Raw genomic sequence first — 22393 nt, forward strand, 5'->3', positions numbered from 1 at the left:
AAACTACATTATTCAAATATATCGCCCAAAACGGCTAGTAAAGGGGCATACCAGTTGGCTGCGGCATCCGCATAGCGTCGATAATTACCCCGTAATAAATTAGAAAGTACGGGAGAGATTCGTTTCAGTCGATTATGGGGCAAATTACTGCGCATGCTGAAATGATCCAACCGCCGGTAGAGTTGGGGTAGACCTGGCGAATTTGCCGGAACACGTTTACTTAACAATTCACTAATTGTGCTTAATTGAACCCGTTTTTTGAGGAGTGGAGCTAGTTTCCTGGCCCTATGCCTCGTCAAACGATCCCGAAGTCTTATTCGATCGCCCACTTCCTGTTGTCGAACACCTACCTGCTGTTGAACGTGAGTACGGTAGAGTTGGAGAGGCTTATCAATAAAATGGATGGCATTCTGCGTAGCAGCTACCATGGCAATCCAACCATCGTAAATATACCCTGGTATTTTATCTGGAATGGGCAACAAGGTGGGTAGAAAGGCTCTACGGATTACCGTGGCACAGCCCATCATCCGGTTTCCGTCGAGCAGAACGTCCATGGTTTCGCCAGCTTTCCAACGCTTCTGGGTTTCTTTATCGAAGCGAACAGCTTCCCAGAATCGGTTCTGGCGCCCCTCCAGATTTTCATCAGTTACCCAGGCATCACAAAACGCAATCTGAATTTCGGGATGTTGAACCATATACTGGACCATGGTGCTGATTTTTTCCGGTAACCAAAAATCATCCTGGTCGCAGATAAAGATCAGATCACCCGTACACGCTGCTAAGGCTCGTTCAAAGTTTTTATTATACCCTAAACGCGTTTGATTTTCCAGAATACGTACGAGAAAAGGGGCTGTAGCGGCTAACGTTTCCAGTAAGCTGCCCGTACCATCTGTTGATCGGTCGTCAGAAATAACCACTTCATCCGGTAACCGTTCTTGTCCTAGCAAACTGTTCCATTGCGTAGTGAGATAGGCCATGCCATTGTAGGTACAGAGGGCAATGGAGACTGTTGGTTGCACTGATGTAGTCATATTTGGTAACCATATTGGGCAAAAATCGGACGCCAGTACTCTGTTCCATGAATGTTCCAGGCATGACAACCAAAAGGTAACTGACCTTGATTATAATGTTCAACGGCCCATTTTGGATAAAACTCAATCGCAAAATAGAGGGCTTTCCTATACGTAGGAATACGTAATCGCGGCCAGTAGCGATTTACTTCGATACCCCAAAAAACGTCTTCATGATATTGGTGCAGAGCAATACGTTCGTATTCAGCAATTTTTTCCCTGAAAGGTTCAAGGCAACGCAACATGGCTGAAACACGCCGAAGGGAAAAACCACCGCAACCGACGCCATTCAGATTGATGATCTCGCGGGGGGTGATGCCGTCCGGTTTTTTAAGGTTAACCCAGGTGGCTACCCTTTGTTTAATGCTAAACCAAAGTTTATCGCCAAAACCGGTAAAGTCACGGTCGCGCAACCAGGGGGCGCCAATGTAGTCGTAATTTTGCTGACACCAGTACGCCAGGTCATCCTGAAAGACAAAGGCATCTAATTGGTAAATCAGCATGTATTCCTGATCGGCAAATGCTTCGTAAAATTCAGCCGACATCATGAGTCGGTTATAACCTTGAACGTCGGCAAAGTAGCTATCGTCAAATGTTCGTGCCTGCAACGTTGGACCTAGTTCGCGATAGGCTGAAATGTCAAGCGAATGAGGGGTAGCTAACCAGATTGGGTAATTTCCCAGTATGCGTAAGCATTGGGTCAGGGCTATACGTTCGTAATCGGTAAGCTGTTGTTTATAAACGGGTAAAACAATGTTTACACTAACAGTAGTAGACGACTTCATACAAGTTTGGGTTGACCTAATCGCTCCTGAGCAGCCTCCTGTACCCAGCTGTACGGTAGCTCGGAACACGGATGACCGTAATCATTTAGGAGGGTGATGTCTTCACCCCGTTTGAAACGACCAGAATAAGGCAGGTAATCGACAAAGTCGAACAGTTTGCCTAGTAAAATAATCCCCTCTGTATTCATGGCATTTGCCATGTGAGCGGGGCCACTATCAATGCCGATAAACAGGCGGGCCTGCCGAATTACTTCAGCAGTTTCGAGTAAGCTCAGTTGACTGCATAAACTGCGGAAATTCGAATGCTCTTCGGTTACCGTTGGGGTTAACCCTACTTCAATAATTGGATACGGGTACGTAGCGAGTAACCACTTCACAAGTTTATTCCAGTTGGCAGCAGGCCAGTCGCGCATGACATGGCTCGACTGACAGTGAATGACAATTGGGCTGGCTTGTATGGCCAGGGCTTTCACCTTTTGTCGAACACTATCTGGAATATACATCTTCGGGTCAGCAGTTAAGGCTGGTAACCCTGCTGCCTGCGAAAACATATACAACAGATCGCCCCGATGATAATAATTGTCAAATGTTAGGCCAATGTGATCGGCGGTTGGGTTAATCGGGTCTTCGAGACAGTATTTACACTTCCTGTGTGAGATGTGCATATTGTATACTTTATCGAAGATACCCGATCGAAGCAGGCGTACCCGTTCGCCGGGGCATTTTTCGATCAAAAACCCATCCAGATCCGGATGGTATTCGACTAGCTCGACATAAGGCTTCCGCACCATCCAGATAATGTAGTCATCTGGATGAAGCTTCCGCACTTCGCGGGCAACTGGCTCGCAGGCGATAATGTCGCCCATTTGCTCAGAAAGGATAATGACCACCAACTGTCGGCTCCCAATTTTCTGTTTGAGCCAACGTAACTGTACATATTTGACGGCAAATGACCAAAACTTCCCCACGATGTGGGTGTATTTGTGAAAGCGATATGTCCAAAGCGCTTGCAAGCGCGACCAATCAGCCATACTTAACGAGATTCTAACAGGGCAATTACTCGGTTGAACGGTGTTTTTAGCAATTTACGAACGCGAAGATAACGAAGCACTACGGGAGGCTTAATATAAATGCACGGATACGTCCGATATTGATCATTATGATTGGCTATCAGTCGTTCACGATACAAATCGAAAAGTGGTTTTACGTCAGGCCGCTGTTTCTTTTGTGGGGTAGAGTCGCCAAAAGAAAACCGCGTTTGGTATTTTGAGATTTCATTGGGCCGCTCGGGATGATAGCCGCTGTAATGAAAAAACTGTAACGGTTCTCCTTCGTTAACATCGGCTGATTGGCCAGCATGTTCATCTAAACTCGTCACCTGCCACTGACCAGCTTCGTTTTTTGAGAAGTAGCGTTCGTGCAGATTCCAGTAAGCCACGTTATATCCTAAATGATGATCGATCAGAACGTTATCGAAATAAACTGGGGCAAAATTTACCCAATGCTGATCCACAAACAGGCCTTCACACAAATCAATTCGGCATTCATACACCAGCCGATCTTTCCACCAGTTTACAAACTTACGTGCTGTGGCATCGTTCCGTAAGCCGATAAAGCCAAGGTTGAAAATTCCTGTGTTCAGGTGGTGTTGCTCGTTTGGGCGCTCCCAGTCTGGCGTGGGTGAACATGTATGGGGAGTCAGAACTAAGCTATAGGTTGTAAGGGCTTCGTTCAGTTCCTCCAATGGCTGAAAAACAATAATATCAGGGTCAAAATAAATGACCTCGGTGGCTTCAGGATAGGACTGGTAAAAGTAGTCGATGAAAAATGGCTTAACGGCCGTATTCAATTCCGTAATATCGTAGCGGTCGCACATGGCCGCGAAGTCCGGAATCCCAATCTTATCCACTTCAATCATTGGATAGGCGGGTATCAATTCAGCGGGCAAATTGGCGTCGCTCAACTTATCGACCAAGCCAATTATATACTGATAGCTGGGGTTGGTCTGCCGAAGCGAATCACCCAGGGTTCGGGCCTGGGCGAGGTAATTTATTGAACAGATGGTGAATGCAAGCGTCATAAATCAATCGGGGAGTTGGTTAGTAATTCAGTTATACAACACTGATTCACCGACTTATCGGCTGACTAACTAGCTTGTAGGGTACGTATCGTTTTAAGTTGTTCAATGGTTTTTCAAAAATATACCAGGACAATGAGGCCGAAGTTAGTAGTATAACCAGGCTAAGCAGCCGATGGGTCCAGTAGCCGAGCGTTAGTGAAACGCCAAAGCGATGGAACGCTGTCACCACCAGTTCAACACCAAAGCTAGGCACGAGCATATGAAAGACGTAAATGCCATAACTGATCCGTCCAAAATACTGAAGGGCTTTATTGTTAAGCACTTGACCTATCCAGCCGCCAACACCAATACTGGCCCGGGAAATAGCGAATAAAGCTAGTATTGAAATGGTGAAGCGCTGCAAAAGAACGACTACGAAATGGGTGGTTGGTAGGAAAAGTAGAGCGAAAAAGGTGCCTAATGCCAATAGACTTGCTATAGACATTTTTTTCAAAAAAGACGGGATCAAAGTAGACTGGTCAATTGTAACATAAGCCCAGAGCGCTCCCATACCAAATGAATCGAGGCAGGCGGGTGTAAGAACGCCGTCGAGATTTCCCTGGACATATGCAAAAGCTCGAAAGGCAACGCCACTCCCAATCATGAGACCTAAAATCCAGTGGAAGGCATTTTTCGGGGTTACCAGCACGACCCATGGCCAGATAAGATAGAGTTGTTCCTCAACAGCCAGCGTCCAGAAAGGAGAGAGGATGTCAGCCCAGTTTCCTGTCCGTTGGAGGAGGATATTAGAGCCGTAAAAATAATAGTATAGAGGATGTTCGTCGATATCCGAGAATTTCGGTAATAGGATGAACACAAACGTGATGGTGAGGTAGTACAATGGATAGATTCGCAGGGCACGTCGAATTAAAAAATTACGGTATACATGACCTGGGGTTGTTTGGCCTGCGTGAATTGCGTTTCGGTTCTTCAGGAGAATCTGAGTGATCAGAAAGCCGCTAAGCACAAAAAAGATTAATACGCCAATGGTTCCGTTAGGTAAGCGATTAATGCCTTCACCTGTTGGAAACCAGTGGAAAACGATGACTAATAGAACGGCAACTGTTCGTAGTGCGTCTAATTGGGGCATATAGCCGGAAGGTCGCATTGGTATTCAGGCAGTCAATTGGGTAAACAAAGTTACGAGAGTTTCGACACTTTGCTGAGCTGGATGGCGTTCCAGAATCTTTTGACTGAGCCGACGGCCCATTCTTTTTCGGAGTTGGGGCTGGTCGAGTAACTCGAGAATCCGATTACTCATAGCGTCCAGATCCAGATAGGGTACCACAAATCCGCCATCTGTTTCAACGAGTTCCGGGGATCCACCAGCGCCTTCAAAACAAACAACAGGGATCTCACTCAAACCAGCTTCAAACACAACTAAGGGATAAGGGTCTTCCCGAGAGCAGAGGACGAACACGTCAAATCGGCTCATATAACGCAGCACCTCAGGCGTGGGTGGAATCAAATGAACCTGATGAGCCAGGCCAGCTTTTTGAATGTCCAGCAATAAATCGTCATGCAGCGTACCCGCTGGCATACCCACCCAAACAAAATGAATGGGTTGAGTTAAGGTTGGGTTTTCTGATTTGGTCCGGCCAATTACCTGACGGGCCAGCGTAATAAATAGGTCATTGCCTTTTCGCCACTCTGCATTTCCACAACCGCCTACAATCAATGCATTTGTAGGTAAACCCAGGGAGGCATATAGGCTTGGTTGCTCACGTGCCTGTTGGACCTTTTGCTCCAGCGTTGGCGTGTCAATAAGTGTATAAAGCGTGATGCGGGCAGGGTCGAAACCATGCTGTTGCTCATAATACCGTGCTGTTGCTTTCGATACGGCCAGCAAATGGGTGGTACGATTCAAGAGATAAGCCAGCTCGTCAGGTTGCGAATAAATTCGGACCGACATAGCCAGTTCGTGTACGAACGTTACTACTGGAGTTTTATCTGGAATGGCTAATTGTGTAAACCAGTGACTACCGGCAACTGTGTTAACCAGTACTAAATCAACGGAATCGAGCCCAAGTTCAGCCCGGATTTCCTGCTGCCGAGCCTTTACCTGCCGATCATAAAACTGCTGCCACAAGCCTAGTTTTCCAAGCACTTTATCTGCCAATGCGCCCACTACATACTGATTGGGTGCGGATGCAATAGTGACTGGGCAAATAGCTTGATAATCAGCCAGAATTGGGCCCCCTTCGCCCAATAATAAGCGCATTTGTATGCCTTCAGCCTTTAGCAAACGCATTAGGTTCAGCAATACAAGTGGCGCTCCGGCACGGTTGGCATCGTGGCCAATTAACAAAATGGTCATTCGTAGTCATTCTTTGTCATGCCTAGTCATTCAACCGTTTGTGGTGACAAAGAACAACTGCCTGAGCAGCCACGCAATGACAATGGATGACTAAAGATGACAAATTTAATAGGCTTCGTAACTTGGTTTAGGTAGTTTTTTTGCCGGGTTACCCAAATACATACCCCACTCTTCGGTGTCTTTATAGATGGCAGATGCCATAGCTAATAACGTACCAGTAGCAACATGTAGGTAGTCGCGAATGGTGCTGTTGACACCAAAGAAGCAGTAAGGTTCAATGACACAATGCCCCGACATCACCACATGCGACGTAAAGAAAACGTGGTCTTTGATCTGACCATGATGGCCAATGTGGTTACCGCTCCAAAGAACAACATTGTTACCGATGGTGGTGAAAGGCTGAATGGTGTTGTCTTCCAGAATAAAGCAGTTTTCACCAATCTGGTTGCCAAAGAGAGTTGCTTTGGAGCTGATATACGAGATGAACTCGTAGCCCTTGGCTTTAGCTTCGAGGTAAATCCGCTCGCGGTTCCGGTTCATGTTCCGGCCCGTCATTGGTGCGAAAAATTTGTATTCCTGCGGTGAAAACAGTGTTTCTACCTCTTCAAACGCTACCAGTGGCAAGCCTTGAAACTCGGTGCCATTCATGTACTCGCGGCTGACGGTGAAGGCCACCACCTCATGCTCGGAATCGTGTTTGAGATAGAAATGAGCCAGCTCGGCCGTATCCATTACCCCGAAAATAATAACCTTTGCCATGTTTTGATAAGGAGTGAGGAGTGAGGAGCGAGGAGTGAGGAGTTACTGACATGTCTATATGTCTACACTCCTCGCTCCTCACTCCTCACTCCTAATACTACACTAACTCATATGCATCCAGCATCGTCCTGACTGTGGCGATGTCGTTGAACATCAATATATCGATAATTGACAACCAGGGAACGAACTCGTTGCGACCGTCGCCCCGGTTAAACTGGGTATAGTCGACCTTCGTTGATTTTATAAAATTCAGTTCGATGCCTGCCTGAGCAAAGGTTGGTTTGTCGTACAGCTCAATGCCACCAATTGGATTAATATACCGTTGCGCGTTTTCCTGTCGACAGATGTCCAAAATCCGCTCCTGTGCTTTCAACTCTCCATTGGCATAAATCGTTGACGATTGGACAAGTCGGGTTGTAATACCCATATACTGACTTAGCTCAACAAGGCTAAAATAGATCAGGTCGGCAATTGAATCAGTCGTAAAATTGATGATTTTTTCGGTTATCGGCATAACCGTTTGATAACAGGGGGCTTTGCGGTATCCCTGCTCAATTGTTTTTAACAGTTTACTACGCCACTTAGGATCATCGGCCAGATGAACCTCATTAATTCGCTTATTCTGGCTCGCATCTTTAAGGGGTACGGTGAAAAGATGCTCCTGACCATTAATAAGCAGCCGATTCCGATTCACCCAGCCTCGATTAATGAACGCCACATCGTCGTATAGAACAAACGTGTCAACGGCATTCATAAGCTGCATGTAGCCAATGTAGGGCAGAAAATAGGGCTGCATGATGGCAAGGGTCATTGTGTTTACGATTTACGATTTACAATTTACGATGTGCGGACTACAGAAAATCGTACCGCCCGGGCAACCCCGATCGTAAAGCATAAATCAATGTAGTTTTCTTAAATAATAATCTTCTCCTGGCACAATTACGGCTGCCCGCATGGTAGTGTCGGTGCCTAAACGCAAATCGCCAGGTTGTGGACTGATTACACTTTTGTCGAAAAAGAGATAACCAGCATTCGATGGTATAGGCCTTAGGGGTTGCTCAAATGGGTGAATCGCAATGAGCCGCCGGGAAAGCTTTGGTCCATATAGTGGGTACTCGTAGTCGTCGTTGATGGTAGCCAGAGCAACCGTTGCCGTATCAGGTACTAATTCGTCGAACCGTTTGTAGGGAATATAGATGTCCGGGCGTCCAAGCGTCATTTGCTGAATCCGATCTGAATGAAACGCTGAAGGAAATACTTTTCCATCAGGCGCAGTCCAGCCAAACGGTAAGGCTCTGGTATTTAAGAATATACATAATACAGCTGATAGACAGCCTAGGATCGTCACGAACCCAACGTACCCTTTCCAGATTAGTCGGCCAGGGTGATCCACCGTTGTGCGCGGGTGCAGAAACACGAGCGCCAGAAATGTGATTCCGAACAGACCTGTTTCGATGAAATAACGACCTTTAAATGGATCGTAGGGAGCTGAGTAGGAGAGGGCTGCAAAGTGAAGCAATAACGCGAATCCCAGATAGGTGTGCGGTGTTGACCGCACATAACCAATCAATACGAGTATAAGCAGAGGGAATATGAGGCCAAATCCAAAGATACCCCAATACGGATTGGCATTGTAGAAGACAAACTTCCGGTCGAAGGCGAAGGGTTGGATCGAAAAGTCTGTCTCTTCATCCAGACGCATATGTAGTTTATCTTCCAGCACCACAATGGGCTGGCGCATGGCATGATTAATTTTAGCCCCAATTGCCAGGTTCCGGATGCCATCTAAATTGGCATGATCGTAACCATAACGAATCAGGTTCCGACTCCCCTGCTCCAGCAGATTTGACAGTGGTCCTGCTCGCTCAACCGACTGATGCTTAAGCGCCGTTGGCGGCCCAATGGGATGGCCAAACACTTCGATATTCTTCAGATAACCCGTTGGAAGTGTCCATAAGCAGACACCTACAAAGATCGCTGCTGCCAGTCGCCAGGTGCGCTCAAAGGTTATAGCCCAGGATGGCGATAGGAAAACGGTGTAAATCATGATAACAAACACCGAAGGGAGAAGTAACGCAAACGTAATCTTATGCCCGAAGGCTATACCAAAGGCTATCCCCGCCAGATAGAGATAACGGCTATCTGGCTGAGTCCCCGTGTTTCGGTAGCTAAACAGCATATACAACAGTACACTCAGGTAAGCCGTCAGCACAATATCCGTTTCGGTTGTGATCGACTGCATCAGGAAGTCGGGCAGGAGCGCATAGGCTAATGCACAAAAAAAACTAGCCGATAATCTGCTCTGTCCAATACGCTGCACAATGCCAAATACGGCAACGATGGCTGTCCAGTAACTCAGGTGATGAATGAACTTGAAACCATTTTCGAAATGGCCGGTCATCAGAAACGAATAGATCTGGAGCGTACAAACACTTTTCGGATAGGTGTCGATGTTCCAGTTGGTACCGCCAAAATGGCGCATGGTTCCTCGTTGAACGTACTGCATGACCCGGTTTAAGTGGCCCGTCATGCTATCCCATTCATTCGGAACGGTGAACAGCACCAGAAGTACATTCGTGACACCAACAATTACCAGTGTACCAAATAGGATTGAGAAAATAAACCGGGCATAGCCTGATAAGCCGCTGAACCAGTCTCTACCCGTTTGCCAACGCTCCCGGATAAGGGGAATAACCGAAAACCGTTCCTGCTTTCCCAGCCGACTAAGTATCCCACCGATGACCGTAGCTGTAATGAAAACAGAACCTGCCCATACGGGCGCATTCGCTGTCAGATAAAGTGCCGATAGCACAAAGCCCGTCAGAATAACACTTCCTGCTCCCAGTAGAAACGTTGTTAACCACCACTCGGTTAGTGATCGACGGCAGATACGCGTCGATAGCTGACCGGTATAAACGACAAACAGAATGAGTGAAAGAAGATAAAATAGGGTCATAATAAACAATATACCGCTATGCGTTTTCGCTAACAGCCACCACAGCTTCATTAACTAGCGAGGCAATCCGGTCAATATCTGCTTCGGCCAGATCGGGATACATAGGTAAGCACAGTACCCGAAGTGCTATGTCTTCTGAGATTGGGCAAGGCTGCGCTGTTCCGGAAATAAGAGCAAAAGGCAGCGTGTTCAATGAAGGATAGAAATAGCGCCGAGGTACAATATTTTGTGCAACTAGCGTCTCCATAACGCGCAGTAAGGTCTCCTCCGAATCGAATACCACCGGATAATAGGCGTAGTTATAGACCATACCGGGTGTTAGGGTGGGGCGGGTAATCCGGGAGAAATCAAGTCGACTGTCGTAAAAACCAAATCGCTGTTTCCGTGCTGCAATCAGATCAGGAACTTTAGGTAATACACACAAACCCATCGCTGCATGCAACTCCGAGTTTTTGGCATTGATCCCCAACCCGTAATAGGTGTCATTTTTATGGCCGAACGAGCGATAATGGTGCAGTTTCTCGGCAATGGCATCGTCGTTGGTGACAATACAGCCACCCTCAACGGTATGAAATACTTTAGTGGCGTGAAAACTGCAGGTACTGATGTCGCCGTAGCTTAGGATCGAACTTCCTTTATAGGTAGCTCCGAAGGTATGGGCTGCATCGTAGATAACCTTTAAATTATGTTTCTGAGCAATCGCTTCAATCTGTTCGATCTGACAGGCATTTCCGTATACGTGTGTAGCCATAATAGCCTCCGTATTTTCGGTAATCAGCGATTCGATTTTGTTGGGGTCAATGTTAAAATCGCCCGGGCGAATGTCGGCGAAAATGGGGGTACATCCTTCCCAAAGCAGCGCATTGGTCGTAGCTACATAGGAAAACGGAGTGGTAATTACCTCTTTTTTAATATCCAGCACCTTGAGTGCCATCTGGAGAACAATGGTACCATTCGTACAGAATTTCAGGTGTTTAACGCCCAGATATTCTTTAAGTTGCCCTTCTAAGTCGCGCAATAAGGGCCCATCATTTGTCAGGTGAACGCGCTCCCAGACACCTTTCAGCAGGGTAACATACTCCTCAAGGTCTGGTAAATATGATTTGGTTACGTTAATCATTAGATTAGTTATCGGAGAATAGCTATCAGTCGATAGGAATGAGTCGTCAGTTACCAACTATAGACTGGTAGCTGATACCGGTTTGCTATTCACTGACAACGGGGTCCAGCATTTTTATATGAAAAGGAAACTGCGGACGAACATAGCCCGGCCATTTTCCGTACCAGGCGATTCCTTCGCGGTAATCTTCTACGTCAAAGGTAATGCCTTCTTCCATAACATAGAGCGGTGTAACGGTATCCTTAACGATCATTATTGAAATGGTATAGGAACCATCGTTGAGGAAATAGCCTGGAATGGTACATTCTGCAGCAATCAATCCTTTTCCATAAGGCTGAGATTGTGTGCCGATGTTAAAGATACATTCACCCGTAAGTGAATTGAGGTGCAGGCTTAAATTCAGGTTCGCATGATCCATCTGATTCCAGAATTCGAACTGGAACGTCATGGAGGTTCGAACATCGATGTGGGTTAGTTGATCCAGATAGTCGGGGATCAACTCCATCCGACGAACACGCACCAGATCATTGCCCGGTGCTTCTTCGGGCGTATCCCACTGGCGGAGCAAGCGGGTTTTGGAAACTTTACTCAGATACGAAGCGATAACCTGATTGGTTTCTCCCTGCTCGATCAAACGACCTTTTTCAAAATAAAATGTCTTATTGCAGAGTGCCTGAACGGCAGTCAGGTTATGACTAACAAAGATGACGGTTCGGCCACTTGCAGAGTTATCCCGCATTTTGCCAAGGCTTTTTTTCTGGAACTCCGCATCACCTACCGCCAGTACTTCATCAACGATCATGATCTCAGGATCCAGGTGGGCGGATATCGCAAAGCCCAGCCGAACGTACATTCCTGATGAATACCGTTTGACGGGCGTATCCAGGAATTTTTCAACACCAGCGAACGCCACAATCTCGTCGAACTGCCGCTTGATCTCGCTACGGCTCATGCCCAGCAATGAACCGTTCAGAAAGATATTTTCCCGACCTGTCAGTTCTGGGTGGAAACCTGTACCTACTTCGAGTAAACTGGCTACCCGACCCCGAATACGTACGGTGCCTGTAGTAGGTTGAATAATCTTGCTCAGAATTTTGAGCATCGTTGATTTACCGGCACCATTATGTCCAACGAGACCCACCCGGTCGCCCTGTTCAATCGAAAAATTCACATCACGTAACGCCCAGAACTCCTCGTGCGTAATGGCATTCTTTGTTTTTTTGCCAAACATCGACCGGAAATTCTCCGTCAGAACATCGCGCAACGTGTTGGTACCCTTGCCCTTCTGATGGTCAATGATGTATTGCTTACTTATATTTTCGACAGTGATAACAGACATAATGATTTACGATGTGTGAGTTACGAGTTACGAATTAACCAGTACTAAAATCGTACATCGTAACTCGAAATTCGTAATTCTTATATATCATCTACAAAGGTATTCTCTCGTTTCCGAAAAAAGTACAGCGACAGGGCTAAACACACGGCCACTATGCTAACGGATAAGAGTAAACTCTGAGGATTAAAGTACGCTTTTTCGCCGAGTAATGACCAGCGGAAACCGTCAATGATGCCTACCATTGGATTGAACCAATAAAACGGGGCCCACCACTCGTTCGCTTTATCGGCCACAAGCCGACTGCTATAGGCAATTGGGCAAACGTAAAAACCAACCTGAACAATAAATGGAATAAGTTGGCCTATATCCCTGAATTTAACATTGACAGCCGCAAAGAATAATCCAAAAGCAAAGGAGGCTAGTAAAGCCAACAGAATAAAGGCAGGCAATAAAATTAAATGCCAGTCGGGAATAAACCGATACCAGATGGATAGCAGGATGAACAGACCCAGAGAAACCAGAAAGTCGACAAAGCTAACGGCTATTGAGCTGATGGGCATAATGAGCCTTGGGAAATAGACCTTCGTGACCAGGTTGGAGTTCAGGGTTACGCTATTGCTGATTTGAGTAAAAGCGGTTGAGAAAAAAGTCCAGACCGTAATTCCTCCCAATACCATAAGGGGGTAAGGAACACCCGGATCGGCGGGTAGCTTGGCAATCTTACTGAAAACAAACACCATAATCAGCATGGTTGTCAGAGGCCGAATAAGTCCCCAGGCTGTGCCGAGAGCTGTTTGCTTATAACGAACGGACACATCGCGCATGGACAGGATGTACATCAATTCCCGGTTGCGCCATAGGTCTCGCCAGTAATGCCGCTCCGAGCGACCAGGCTGAATAATTACTTCGTGGGTTTTCAAAATCAGTTAAAAGGTTGGTAACAGAATCGGTTGGCTGGTCAGTTCATTAACAACGTCACTCTTCCCTCATAATGGTGCGATACGTCTCTCGTATGAAAATGACAATGATCGCTACTACAAACGAAAGTACGGTGCCAATCTGTAGGCCTTGCGTTCCTAGTACTTCCCGGTATAGGGGCAGCGTAACCGGCTCAATAATTGTAAAGAGGGGGGTCTCCCGAATCAATGATAAACGCATGTTATCGGCTTGTTGCAAGGCCTGATAATACAAGGAAGTGAGAAAGGTTGAGTTCCGTGTCAGTTTGTTTTCCTTGATACGAGCCGCTGCCACAACTACCTGCTGGTTCTGATCCATATACTGCGCCAACTGACTCTCAGTGCCATTTAGGATTCTGGAAATAGAATCGGCCCGTGAATTAAGCAGGTCATACATTTCGCGGGTTTTTTTGGTTTGCTTGCGCTGATAATCTTCTTCAATCGTTTTGAGATGCCTGCTCAGGAAGGTGGCTGTGAGTAACTCATCTTCCATAAAGCAACTCAGCTCCATAAACGACGATTTGCGCTCCGGTTGTTTGATGGCAATCTCCCCTTTAATACGCGAGTAAATATCGGCCATCGCCAACTGCTCCAGTTTGGTATACTCGTTTGGCTTTTTGGCCTGCTTGAAGTAAAACGCACGCAGCGAGTCGTTTTCCTCCCATTCTTTATCGCGAATACCACTGTGACGGATGTAATAATTGACGAGCAGGGTGTCTTTTCCACGAATGGTATCATGCTGCATCAGTGTTTTTTCAACAACGGGTCGTGATTGCGCATAAATTAAAAAGTTATCCCCAACGAAGATATTCGCATCGGGAGCCCCCGAACTTAGGCCGAAAGCACCGGCAAGTTGACCAAGTTCGCCAAAGCCGTTACCCGATGAACCCCCGCCCAGATTGAACATAATCGAACCAGTATAAGTGGTCCGCTTCTTATGCATGAAGTCATAGATAAACCCAATAGCAGCACCCAGAGCTACTAAGACGACTAATAGCTTCCAGTTACGCCGAAATACATTCTTAACCTGAAATAGGCGTAATACAACAGCTTTTGGCGAAATCTGGTCGGGAGGTAATGACCGTGCCGGTGCCAAAGGACTGGGGTTGTTTGAGTCCGTTAAATTAGGTGATGCCATAGACTGAAAAGGCCTGCTTAGGGAATACGAGTAATCAATAAGACCGTGGTAATAAGGGTTAACAAGGAACCCGCAATACCAACGGTTGATGTTAACACTTGTTGGGCAGTAAGCGGGTTAGTGGTCCTTCTGGGAACAATGATTTCAGCCCCAGGCTCAACGCGCGGATATACATTAAAGAACATAAACTTGCGCGTTCTGTCAACAGAGCCATTGGCATATACGATAAACGATCGCCGACGTTGCGATTTGGTAGTGAAGCCGCCCGTTTCGGAAATGTAATCCTGGAAGGTCTGCCCACTTCGGAATTTAACCGTTTTAGGTAATTGGACTTCGCCCTGAATACGAACCGTTTCAAGTAGTTTGGGTATCCGCAAGGTATCGCCTTCCTGAACCAGAATATCTTCTGTTGAGCCCGGCTTAGCCAGAATCTTTTTCAGGTTAATGTCAATTGACTCAACGGAGTTCGGCGAAACAGTCTCAGTAACAACCGCAGATTTCGTTGCATTATCGGCAACTTCTTCAATAGAACGTTGCTTGCGTCGTAATTCTTCTGCACTTAGCCTCACTGGCCGAACCAGCGTGGCCCCTTCGACATAAGCCTGAGGAGTAAGACCACCTGCCTGATTGACCAGATCGGAAATTTTCTGGTCTTTACTAATAATCGCATACGAACCCGGCAGAATAACTTCACCGGCTACCGTTGCATACGTTTGAACCGAGTAATTAGGTGACCGGCGGACAATAATCTGATCGAAGGGCTCCAGCGTGAACGTTTTGTTCGCATCTGAATTGATAGATAAATCACGGTTGACGTTGAAACGGAAAATCTCGGCAATCTGAGCCGAAGGTGAACGGGGATCAACATCCTTTTTGCGACGGATGACTTCCACCAGCGATGCCGCAGCCGACTCCTTGAGGCCACCCGTCCGTACGAGAGCATCATTCAGGGTCATATTGGCCATATACGGCATATCCGTGTCTATGCTATTTACTTCGCCCGTCACCGAGATAGTTGCCGCCTGAGCTAGTTGGAAGCGCGACGGAATAATGACCTGATCTTCGCGTTGTAACGGGATGTCGGGTTCAGTACCTGCCATAATATTGGCCAAATTGATGGAAAGGTTTTCCATGGCAAGGTCTTCGCGGGTACGGCTGATGGTAATACGACCCGTAAATGCATCGCCTTTCAGGCCTTCGGCAGAGGCAATCAATTGTTTGAGCGTCTTGTTGTTATCCAGAGAATACTCGCCGGGCCGATAAACGGCTCCTTCGATGGTTAATTTGTTTTCAAAACGATTCAGCAACCGTTCTATGGTAACTACATCGCCATCCCGCATCACAAACGTCTTGAATTCAGGAACGGTCACGTCCATGACTTTTAACTCCCGGTCTGTAATCCGTGTTAACTGAATTCGGTTTTTATAGGCGTTAGATGTGAAGTCCCCGGCATAGAACAGGAGTCGCTCCATGGTTTCGCCCTGTAGCATTTCAAAAATATTCGATCGCTTAACTGCTCCGTTAATTTCAACTCGTTCAATGTATGTAGTGAACCGAATATTGTCATTATCCTGTAACCGCAAATCGTTCCGTTGAATTCCGTTTAACAAGTAATCATACAGGTCAAGGGTTGCAACCACTTTGTTGTTACGAATGAGCTGTACTCTACGAAACGATCCAATATCGTTAGGACCACCTGCCTGATAAATGGCGTTCATAACTGTCGATAGTCCAGACATTGTATAAGTACCGGGTCGCACTGCATCGCCCGTTACCGTTACCCGGATACTGCGAATATTACCAAGCGAGACTTCCAGAAAGGTATTCTGCGCACCATAGGACGAGTTACGAAGACCAACAAATTTGGTCGACATTCGGCTTATTAAACGCTCTTTCGCTTTGTCGACACTCAAGCCTGATACAAAAATGGGCCCAATACCTGACTGTCCTGCGATATAAACGTACCCTTCCGGCGATACTTTCTGAGAAAAATCGCCTACCGAATAGCCATACATCTGAATATTCAGTTCATCGCCCGGCCCCACAATATAATTACGGGGTGTCGCCATGCTCATATTGGGTTGGAAGGTGGTAGCCATGGCCGGGTCATTGAAAAGCGAATAGCCAAACAATTTCTCCCGTCTTTCTGTCAACTCTCGGTTTCGCGCCCGCCTAACGCTTTCGGCAGCGATTTCCTTATCGGTTAGCCCTTGTTGTGTCGAATCTACTTTCTGCGAAAAGTCATTTCCGGTTGGCGATTGATTCGTACCAGGGGTGGCGGTACGGCCATTGGTAGCCCCCTGACCATTTCGTTGGTTAATCTGTTGCTGAACGCCAGCAGGCAGGTTATTTATATTAACTCCTTGTGGTAGAGCTTGTCCTTTGGCAGGTGACGACGGTGAGCTACTGGGCAAACCTGAAGCCGGAGCCGGTCCAACACCAGATGATGGAGCAATTTGCGCCTGCGTTGTTACCCTAACCAGGATGATCAGAAGAACGGTTAAACCAAAACGAAAGTAACGTTGTAAACGGGTTGCCACAAAATGAAAAAAAATTAGCGGCAAGACGTGCATATTTCCTGATTTTTGCATATTTTTAAGATGTCGAACAACTCGCGAACGATGAAGACGGAGCCTGTATCTAACGAACAGATAGGTTACGTAGTACATAGGACAGTTCAGTCGGCAAAGTAAGCGAACTTTTGTTGGATTATAAATAGTTTCCTCTTCAACGGTAACTTTTATACCCTTGATAGACTGGGTATGATTTTTCCGATGTTCACTTTTGAGTAGATACACTACACAGCTGCTTACTTTAGTTTATTAGTTTACAACTCTCTATGGCAGAATTGCTGAATCAGTCAGTTCAATACAACGAAGACAGTATCCGCTCGCTGGATTGGCGCGAGCACATTCGCCTGAGACCAGGCATGTACATCGGCAAACTTGGCGATGGATCGGCTGCCGATGATGGCATCTATGTGCTTATTAAAGAAACCATTGACAACTGCATCGACGAACACGTAATGGGCTTTGGCAAGACCATTGACGTTCGTGTCACGGACCATCGGGTAGAGGTGCGCGACTATGGCCGGGGTATTCCACTGGGAAAGGTTGTTGAAGTCGTTTCGAAAATAAACACGGGTGGTAAATACGACTCGGGAGCGTTTCAGAAGTCGGTGGGCCTTAATGGCGTGGGTACAAAAGCTGTAAACGCATTGTCCACCTATTTTCGCGTGCAATCGTTCCGTGAAGGCCGCACCGTCTGGGCCGAATTTGAGCGGGGCGAACTCAAGCAAAAGGGTGAAGATACCACCACTGAACGAAATGGTACACTGATCTGCTTCGAGCCCGACGATACCGTATTTAAGAATTTTCATTTCATTCCGCAGTTTCTGGAGAATATGATCTGGAACTACTGCTATCTGAATGCTGGCCTGACCATTGCCTTTAACAAGCAAAAATATATTTCGCAGAACGGGCTGCTGGATCTGCTTCGTGACAAGACCAAGAAAGATGAAGATTCTCTTCGATACCCTATCATTCACCTGAAAGGGAACGATCTCGAAATTGCCATGACCCACGGCAATCAGTACGGAGAAGAATATTACTCATTTGTGAATGGTCAATACACAACGCAGGGCGGCACACATCTGAACGCACTTAAAGAGGCTGTCGTTGAAACAGTTCGTCGTCACTTCGACAAAAATTATGAGGTATCGGATATTCGGTCCTCAATCATCGCAGCTGTTAGTATCCGGGTTCAGGAGCCTGTTTTTGAGTCACAGACAAAAACAAAGCTTGGCTCACAAAACATGTCGCCCGAGCAAAATGCCCAATCGGTAAGCTCGTTCGTAAAGGATTTTGTTAAAGAACGCCTGGATAATTACCTGCACATTAACCCCGCCGTACGTGATGCCCTTAAAAAGCGAATCGAACAGTCGGAGCGGGAGCGCAAAGAACTCGCCGGTATCAAAAAATTGGCCAATGATCGTGCCAAAAAAGCAAGCCTTCACAATAAAAAATTACGCGATTGCCGTAACCACCTGCCCGACCTGAAAGCCGACGATCGGTACCAGTCTACATTGTTTATTACGGAGGGAGATTCGGCCAGTGGCTCTATTACCAAATCGCGCAATGTGCAGTCGCAGGCCGTGTTCAGTTTGCGAGGTAAACCGTTGAATTGCTTCGGACTGACCAAAAAAGTGGTGTATGAAAACGAGGAATTTAACTTGCTTCAACATGCCCTGGATATCGAAGAAGGACTGGACGGGCTTCGTTACAATCGAATTGTGATTGCTACCGATGCTGATGTCGATGGCATGCACATCCGTTTGTTGATGCTGACGTTTTTTCTTCAGTTTTTCCCCGATCTGGTGCGTAACGGCCACCTCTATATTCTTGAAACGCCCCTATTCCGGGTTCGGAATCCGAAAAACCATAAAGAAACAACCTACTGTTATTCGGAAGACGAAAAGCAGAAGGCTACGGATAAATTAATAAAAAGCGGCAAAAAGGTAGAAATCACCCGATTCAAAGGATTAGGAGAAATTTCGCCGGATGAATTTGGCCTGTTCATTGGTGAAAATATGCGTCTTGAACCCGTAATTATGGAGAAGGAAACCTCTGTTCCCAAATTACTTAGCTATTATATGGGCAAGAACACGCCCGACCGCCAACGGTTTATTATTGACAATCTACGTATCGAAAAAGATGTAGACGAAGTCGCGTTGGTGTAGAAAATTTAGTGAGTCAGTAAGTCGGTAAGTCGGTAAGTGGTAAGTTTGTGAGTCGGCATGATGTAGTGTACTGCCCGACTGACTGACTTATTGACTTACCGGCTTTTTTAATGACTCTTGACTCTCTCCGTAATAACATTGACGCCCTCGACGATCAATTACTGACATTGCTGAATCAGCGCATGGAACTGGTGCGCCAGGTGGGTGAACTAAAGCGTTCAACCAATGCCGTTATCTATCGTCCCGAGCGCGAAAAGCAAATCATTGATCGGCTTCATGAGCAGAATAATGGTTTGTTGAACCGTCCGGCAATTGAGGCCATCTTCCTGGAAATCTTTGCCGTGTCCCGCAATCTGGAACTGCCCGAACGCGTGGCCTATCTGGGACCCGAAGGCAGTTTTACGCATCAGGCCGCCGAAAGCCGTTTTGGAGCTTTGAGCACCTATATGGCGTTGCCAACGATTCGATCCGTATTCGAGAGCGTCGAAACGGGGCGGGTTCGATTTGGCGTCGTGCCTATTGAAAATAATCAGGAAGGTGTTGTTAGTGAAGCTATCGACCTGTTGCTCGAAAAGAACCTGAGCATTGCGGCTGAGGCTGAAATTCCGGTGCATTTTACTTTTGCAACCAAGGCTGAAAATCTAGCCGATATCACACACGTTTATTCTAAAGACATTGCTTTCCGGCAGTGCAGTCGGTTCTTACACGATTCATTCGATGGGTTCAAGGCTGAGTTCGTTCCGGTCGAATCGACCTCAAAAGCGGCTAAGATGGCGTCCCAAAACCCGAATGCGGCAGCATTGTGTTCCAGTATTGCGGCCAAGTTGTTCGATGTGCCGGTTTTGTTCGATAATATTGAAGACAGCGATCTAAACCGAACTCGTTTCCTGATTTTGGCGAAAGACTTTGTGAATCAACCCAGCGGCCACGACAAAACCACGCTTATTGCCCGTTTGCCCAATACCGAATCGCCGGGGGTACTGGCCGAGTTTCTTCAGGAATTTAACGCCCGACGGATCAACCTGACAAAAATTGAAAGCCGACCACTGCGCGATGGAGCCACGTTCCGCTACTGGTTTTTGCTCGAATGTGAGGGCCATGCCAGCGATCCTGATTTGCAGGAAATTCTGAATCACCACTCCGCCGAGGTAAAACTGCTGGGAAGTTATGTGCGTGTTGCCTAGTCGTTTAATTCAGATAATACCGTACGGGCAGTTGGTTACTACTGATAAAAATGTTGGATAAACGTAATAACTTTTTTTGACGGATTTGGCTTATAAAGGTATGGATGCGAACGAAAAAACCGATCGAATTATTGAAGCCCGGATGAAACTCAAACGCCGGTTTGAGGGCAAAATGGCTCAGACGCCTTCTCTTACCGACGAAAAGCCGCGGGGGTCTGGTCCCGCAAATCGCCATGGTATGCCAACTGTACCGGTCGGGCAGACAGTGACGACTAAATGGCCCGTTCTGGACTTAGGCTACCAGCCGAATATTCCACTCGACAAATGGCAGCTCAATATTGATGGAGCTGTAAACCACCCTGTCCGACTCAAGTGGGAAGATTTGATGGGGTTACCGCAGGTAGAGGATACTAGTGATTTTCATTGTGTTACCACCTGGTCTCGGCTGAATATCCCCTGGGTAGGCGTTCGATTTATGGACCTGGCTGCTTTGGTTGATCCAAAAGGTTCAGCAACGCACATTATGTGTTATGGCTATGATGGCTATTCAACGAATGTGTCGCTTGAAGAGGCTCTCAAGCCTGATGTGTTATTGGTCCATACCGCCGATGGTCAGCCGTTACCGCTAGAACACGGTGGACCACTTCGTATGATAACGCCCCAACTATACGCCTGGAAGGGGTCCAAGTGGATTAAACGAATTGAATTTCTTGATAAAAATCAGCTAGGCTTCTGGGAGGAGCGGGGCTATTCAAGTACAGCTTATCCCTGGCGGAATGACCGATATTCCTGATTTGGTTATAGGTTATTGAGTTACTGGTTATTCTAAAAGCTATGTATAACCAGTAACTCAATAACTACCTACTTACTAACTTCAGGAGCAACTCTGGTTCATTAGTTGTAATGTAATCCACATGTTGATCCAGAAACCACTGAAGGGTTGGCTGATCATTCACCGTCCAGGCATTCGTTGTCAGATGCCGTTGTTTAGCATCCTGTAGCCAGGCTTCGTTCTTTTTCAGAACAGAAAAATGGTAATCAAAACCGTTTAACCGATCTGCTTCCAATTGAGCCGGTGATTTATCTCCATTGAGGTAGGACACCTTCGCCACCGGATCCAAGGCTTTAACTTTCTTGCAGACGTCGTAATCAAAGGCAATATACTCCACCCAGGCCTGCGCTTTTAAGTGATGCACCATGGCTACGACCCGTTCCGTTAACGCCATCGACCGGCCTAGCTTAGAGGTTTTGATCTCCAGAATCAGACGAGTGCGATTCTGTTTCATGCCTTCCCGCAAGTACGCATCCAGTGTGGGTAAGGCCTCCCCGTTACTAAGTTTGAGCTTAGCCAATTCACTGGCTGGTGTTTTTTCAATCTCTATCCCCTCAATGGTTGGGTCATGATGAATAAATAAAACGGAATCGGACGACATGTGAACATCGAACTCGCTCCCCATACAACCCAGTTTGACTGCATTGTTTAAAGAGGTAAGAGAGTTTTCGGTGGTTCCGCTTTGCTTCCAGGCACCCCGGTGGGCAATAACCTGATTTCGAATGAACTGATCGTTTACCAGCCGAAATGTATCCCGTTGCGTACCCTTTTCGCCCCGACCTTCAATAATAAGATCATACCATTGCGTTGAGGATTTTGTGGCTGCTGATTTTATGGCCAGTTGATTATCCTTGTTTACACTAAAAAGAGCCGCATTTGGGCCTCGCAATGTAAATCGGGCCACTGATTCTTTTGACTGAATCGTACCAATAACCAGTTGCGTTGGCGAGTACGTATAATTCGTAAGAGACAACGCTGATTGAGCCATACTAACGGCAGCTCCAGAGAAGGCTGCGAATATCAAATTGATAACGAAAAGGAGCGTCTTATTCATAAAACGTTGTTCTGGGAACAGATGAT

At 46.7% G+C, this 22393-nt stretch carries 18 protein-coding genes; 3 read left to right on the plus strand and 15 right to left on the minus strand.

The window, feature by feature from the left end; genetic code table 11:
• Positions 1-8 precede the first annotated feature (8 nt).
• From EXU85_RS13755 to EXU85_RS13820, 14 genes are all read right to left on the minus strand, one after another.
• A complete protein-coding gene (locus EXU85_RS13755; protein WP_142772632.1) occupies positions 9-1031 on the minus strand; it encodes a glycosyltransferase in 1023 nt (340 codons plus the stop codon).
• Positions 1028-1855: a DUF5672 family protein gene (locus tag EXU85_RS13760; protein WP_142772633.1), complete on the minus strand. Its 828-nt coding sequence runs from the start codon at positions 1853-1855 to the stop codon at positions 1028-1030. The genes EXU85_RS13755 and EXU85_RS13760 overlap by 4 nt, the downstream gene beginning before the upstream one ends.
• Positions 1852-2886 carry a glycosyltransferase family 9 protein gene (locus tag EXU85_RS13765; RefSeq protein ID WP_142772634.1) on the minus strand — a complete coding sequence of 345 codons (1035 nt, stop codon included), beginning with the start codon at positions 2884-2886 and terminating at the stop codon, positions 1852-1854. Before EXU85_RS13765 ends, EXU85_RS13760 begins: the two co-directional genes overlap by 4 nt.
• A 2-nt stretch (positions 2887-2888) precedes the next feature.
• Entirely contained in the window at positions 2889-3935 is a 1047-nt protein-coding gene (locus EXU85_RS13770; RefSeq protein ID WP_142772635.1) for a glycosyl transferase, read from the minus strand.
• Positions 3936-3981: 46 nt separating this feature from the next.
• A complete protein-coding gene (locus tag EXU85_RS13775; RefSeq protein ID WP_246859554.1) occupies positions 3982-5082 on the minus strand; it encodes an acyltransferase in 1101 nt (366 codons plus the stop codon).
• 6 nt (positions 5083-5088) lie between these two features.
• Positions 5089-6291: a glycosyltransferase family 4 protein gene (locus EXU85_RS13780; protein WP_142772636.1), complete on the minus strand. Its 1203-nt coding sequence runs from the start codon at positions 6289-6291 to the stop codon at positions 5089-5091.
• Positions 6292-6396: 105 nt separating this feature from the next.
• Positions 6397-7050 carry an acetyltransferase gene (locus tag EXU85_RS13785; RefSeq protein ID WP_142772637.1) on the minus strand — a complete coding sequence of 218 codons (654 nt, stop codon included), beginning with the start codon at positions 7048-7050 and terminating at the stop codon, positions 6397-6399.
• 97 nt (positions 7051-7147) lie between these two features.
• Positions 7148-7861, minus strand: coding sequence for a WbqC family protein (locus EXU85_RS13790; protein ID WP_142772638.1), 714 nt, complete (start codon positions 7859-7861; stop codon positions 7148-7150).
• Positions 7862-7948: 87 nt separating this feature from the next.
• Complete coding sequence (locus EXU85_RS13795; protein ID WP_142772639.1) at positions 7949-10006, minus strand: glycosyltransferase family 39 protein; 2058 nt, start codon at positions 10004-10006, stop codon at positions 7949-7951.
• Positions 10007-10022: 16 nt separating this feature from the next.
• The gene (locus tag EXU85_RS13800; protein WP_142772640.1) at positions 10023-11126 is read right to left on the minus strand and encodes a DegT/DnrJ/EryC1/StrS aminotransferase family protein; all 1104 of its coding nucleotides are present in this window, start codon (positions 11124-11126) and stop codon (positions 10023-10025) included.
• Positions 11127-11211: 85 nt separating this feature from the next.
• Complete coding sequence (locus tag EXU85_RS13805; RefSeq protein WP_142772641.1) at positions 11212-12465, minus strand: polysaccharide ABC transporter ATP-binding protein; 1254 nt, start codon at positions 12463-12465, stop codon at positions 11212-11214.
• 80 nt (positions 12466-12545) lie between these two features.
• On the minus strand, positions 12546-13385 hold the full coding sequence (locus EXU85_RS13810; protein ID WP_142772642.1) for an ABC transporter permease: 840 nt from the start codon (positions 13383-13385) through the stop codon (positions 12546-12548).
• Positions 13386-13440: 55 nt separating this feature from the next.
• Positions 13441-14559 carry a hypothetical protein gene (locus EXU85_RS13815; RefSeq protein WP_142772643.1) on the minus strand — a complete coding sequence of 373 codons (1119 nt, stop codon included), beginning with the start codon at positions 14557-14559 and terminating at the stop codon, positions 13441-13443.
• A gap of 17 nt (positions 14560-14576) precedes the next feature.
• Positions 14577-17150, minus strand: a complete 2574-nt coding sequence (locus EXU85_RS13820; protein WP_142772644.1) for an SLBB domain-containing protein — start codon at positions 17148-17150, stop codon at positions 14577-14579.
• A 248-nt stretch (positions 17151-17398) separates the two neighbouring features.
• On the opposite strand from EXU85_RS13820, the gene EXU85_RS13825 reads away from it, so the two are divergent.
• From EXU85_RS13825 to EXU85_RS13835, 3 genes are all read left to right on the plus strand, one after another.
• Positions 17399-19297 (plus strand): DNA topoisomerase IV subunit B, encoded by a 1899-nt coding sequence (locus EXU85_RS13825; RefSeq protein ID WP_210422468.1) that lies wholly within the window; start codon positions 17399-17401, stop codon positions 19295-19297.
• Positions 19298-19407: 110 nt separating this feature from the next.
• Positions 19408-20481: a prephenate dehydratase gene (gene pheA, locus EXU85_RS13830; RefSeq protein ID WP_142772645.1), complete on the plus strand. Its 1074-nt coding sequence runs from the start codon at positions 19408-19410 to the stop codon at positions 20479-20481.
• Between the two features lie 100 nt (positions 20482-20581).
• Positions 20582-21274: a molybdopterin-dependent oxidoreductase gene (locus EXU85_RS13835; protein ID WP_142772646.1), complete on the plus strand. Its 693-nt coding sequence runs from the start codon at positions 20582-20584 to the stop codon at positions 21272-21274.
• A gap of 64 nt (positions 21275-21338) precedes the next feature.
• On the opposite strand, the gene EXU85_RS13840 is transcribed toward EXU85_RS13835, so the two are convergent.
• On the minus strand, positions 21339-22367 hold the full coding sequence (locus EXU85_RS13840; protein WP_142772647.1) for a glycerophosphodiester phosphodiesterase family protein: 1029 nt from the start codon (positions 22365-22367) through the stop codon (positions 21339-21341).
• Between the last annotated feature and the right edge of the window lie 26 nt (positions 22368-22393).

It is taken from the genome of Spirosoma sp. KCTC 42546 (genome assembly GCF_006965485.1).
In the GTDB taxonomy this organism is placed as follows: Bacteria; Bacteroidota; Bacteroidia; order Cytophagales; family Spirosomataceae; genus Spirosoma.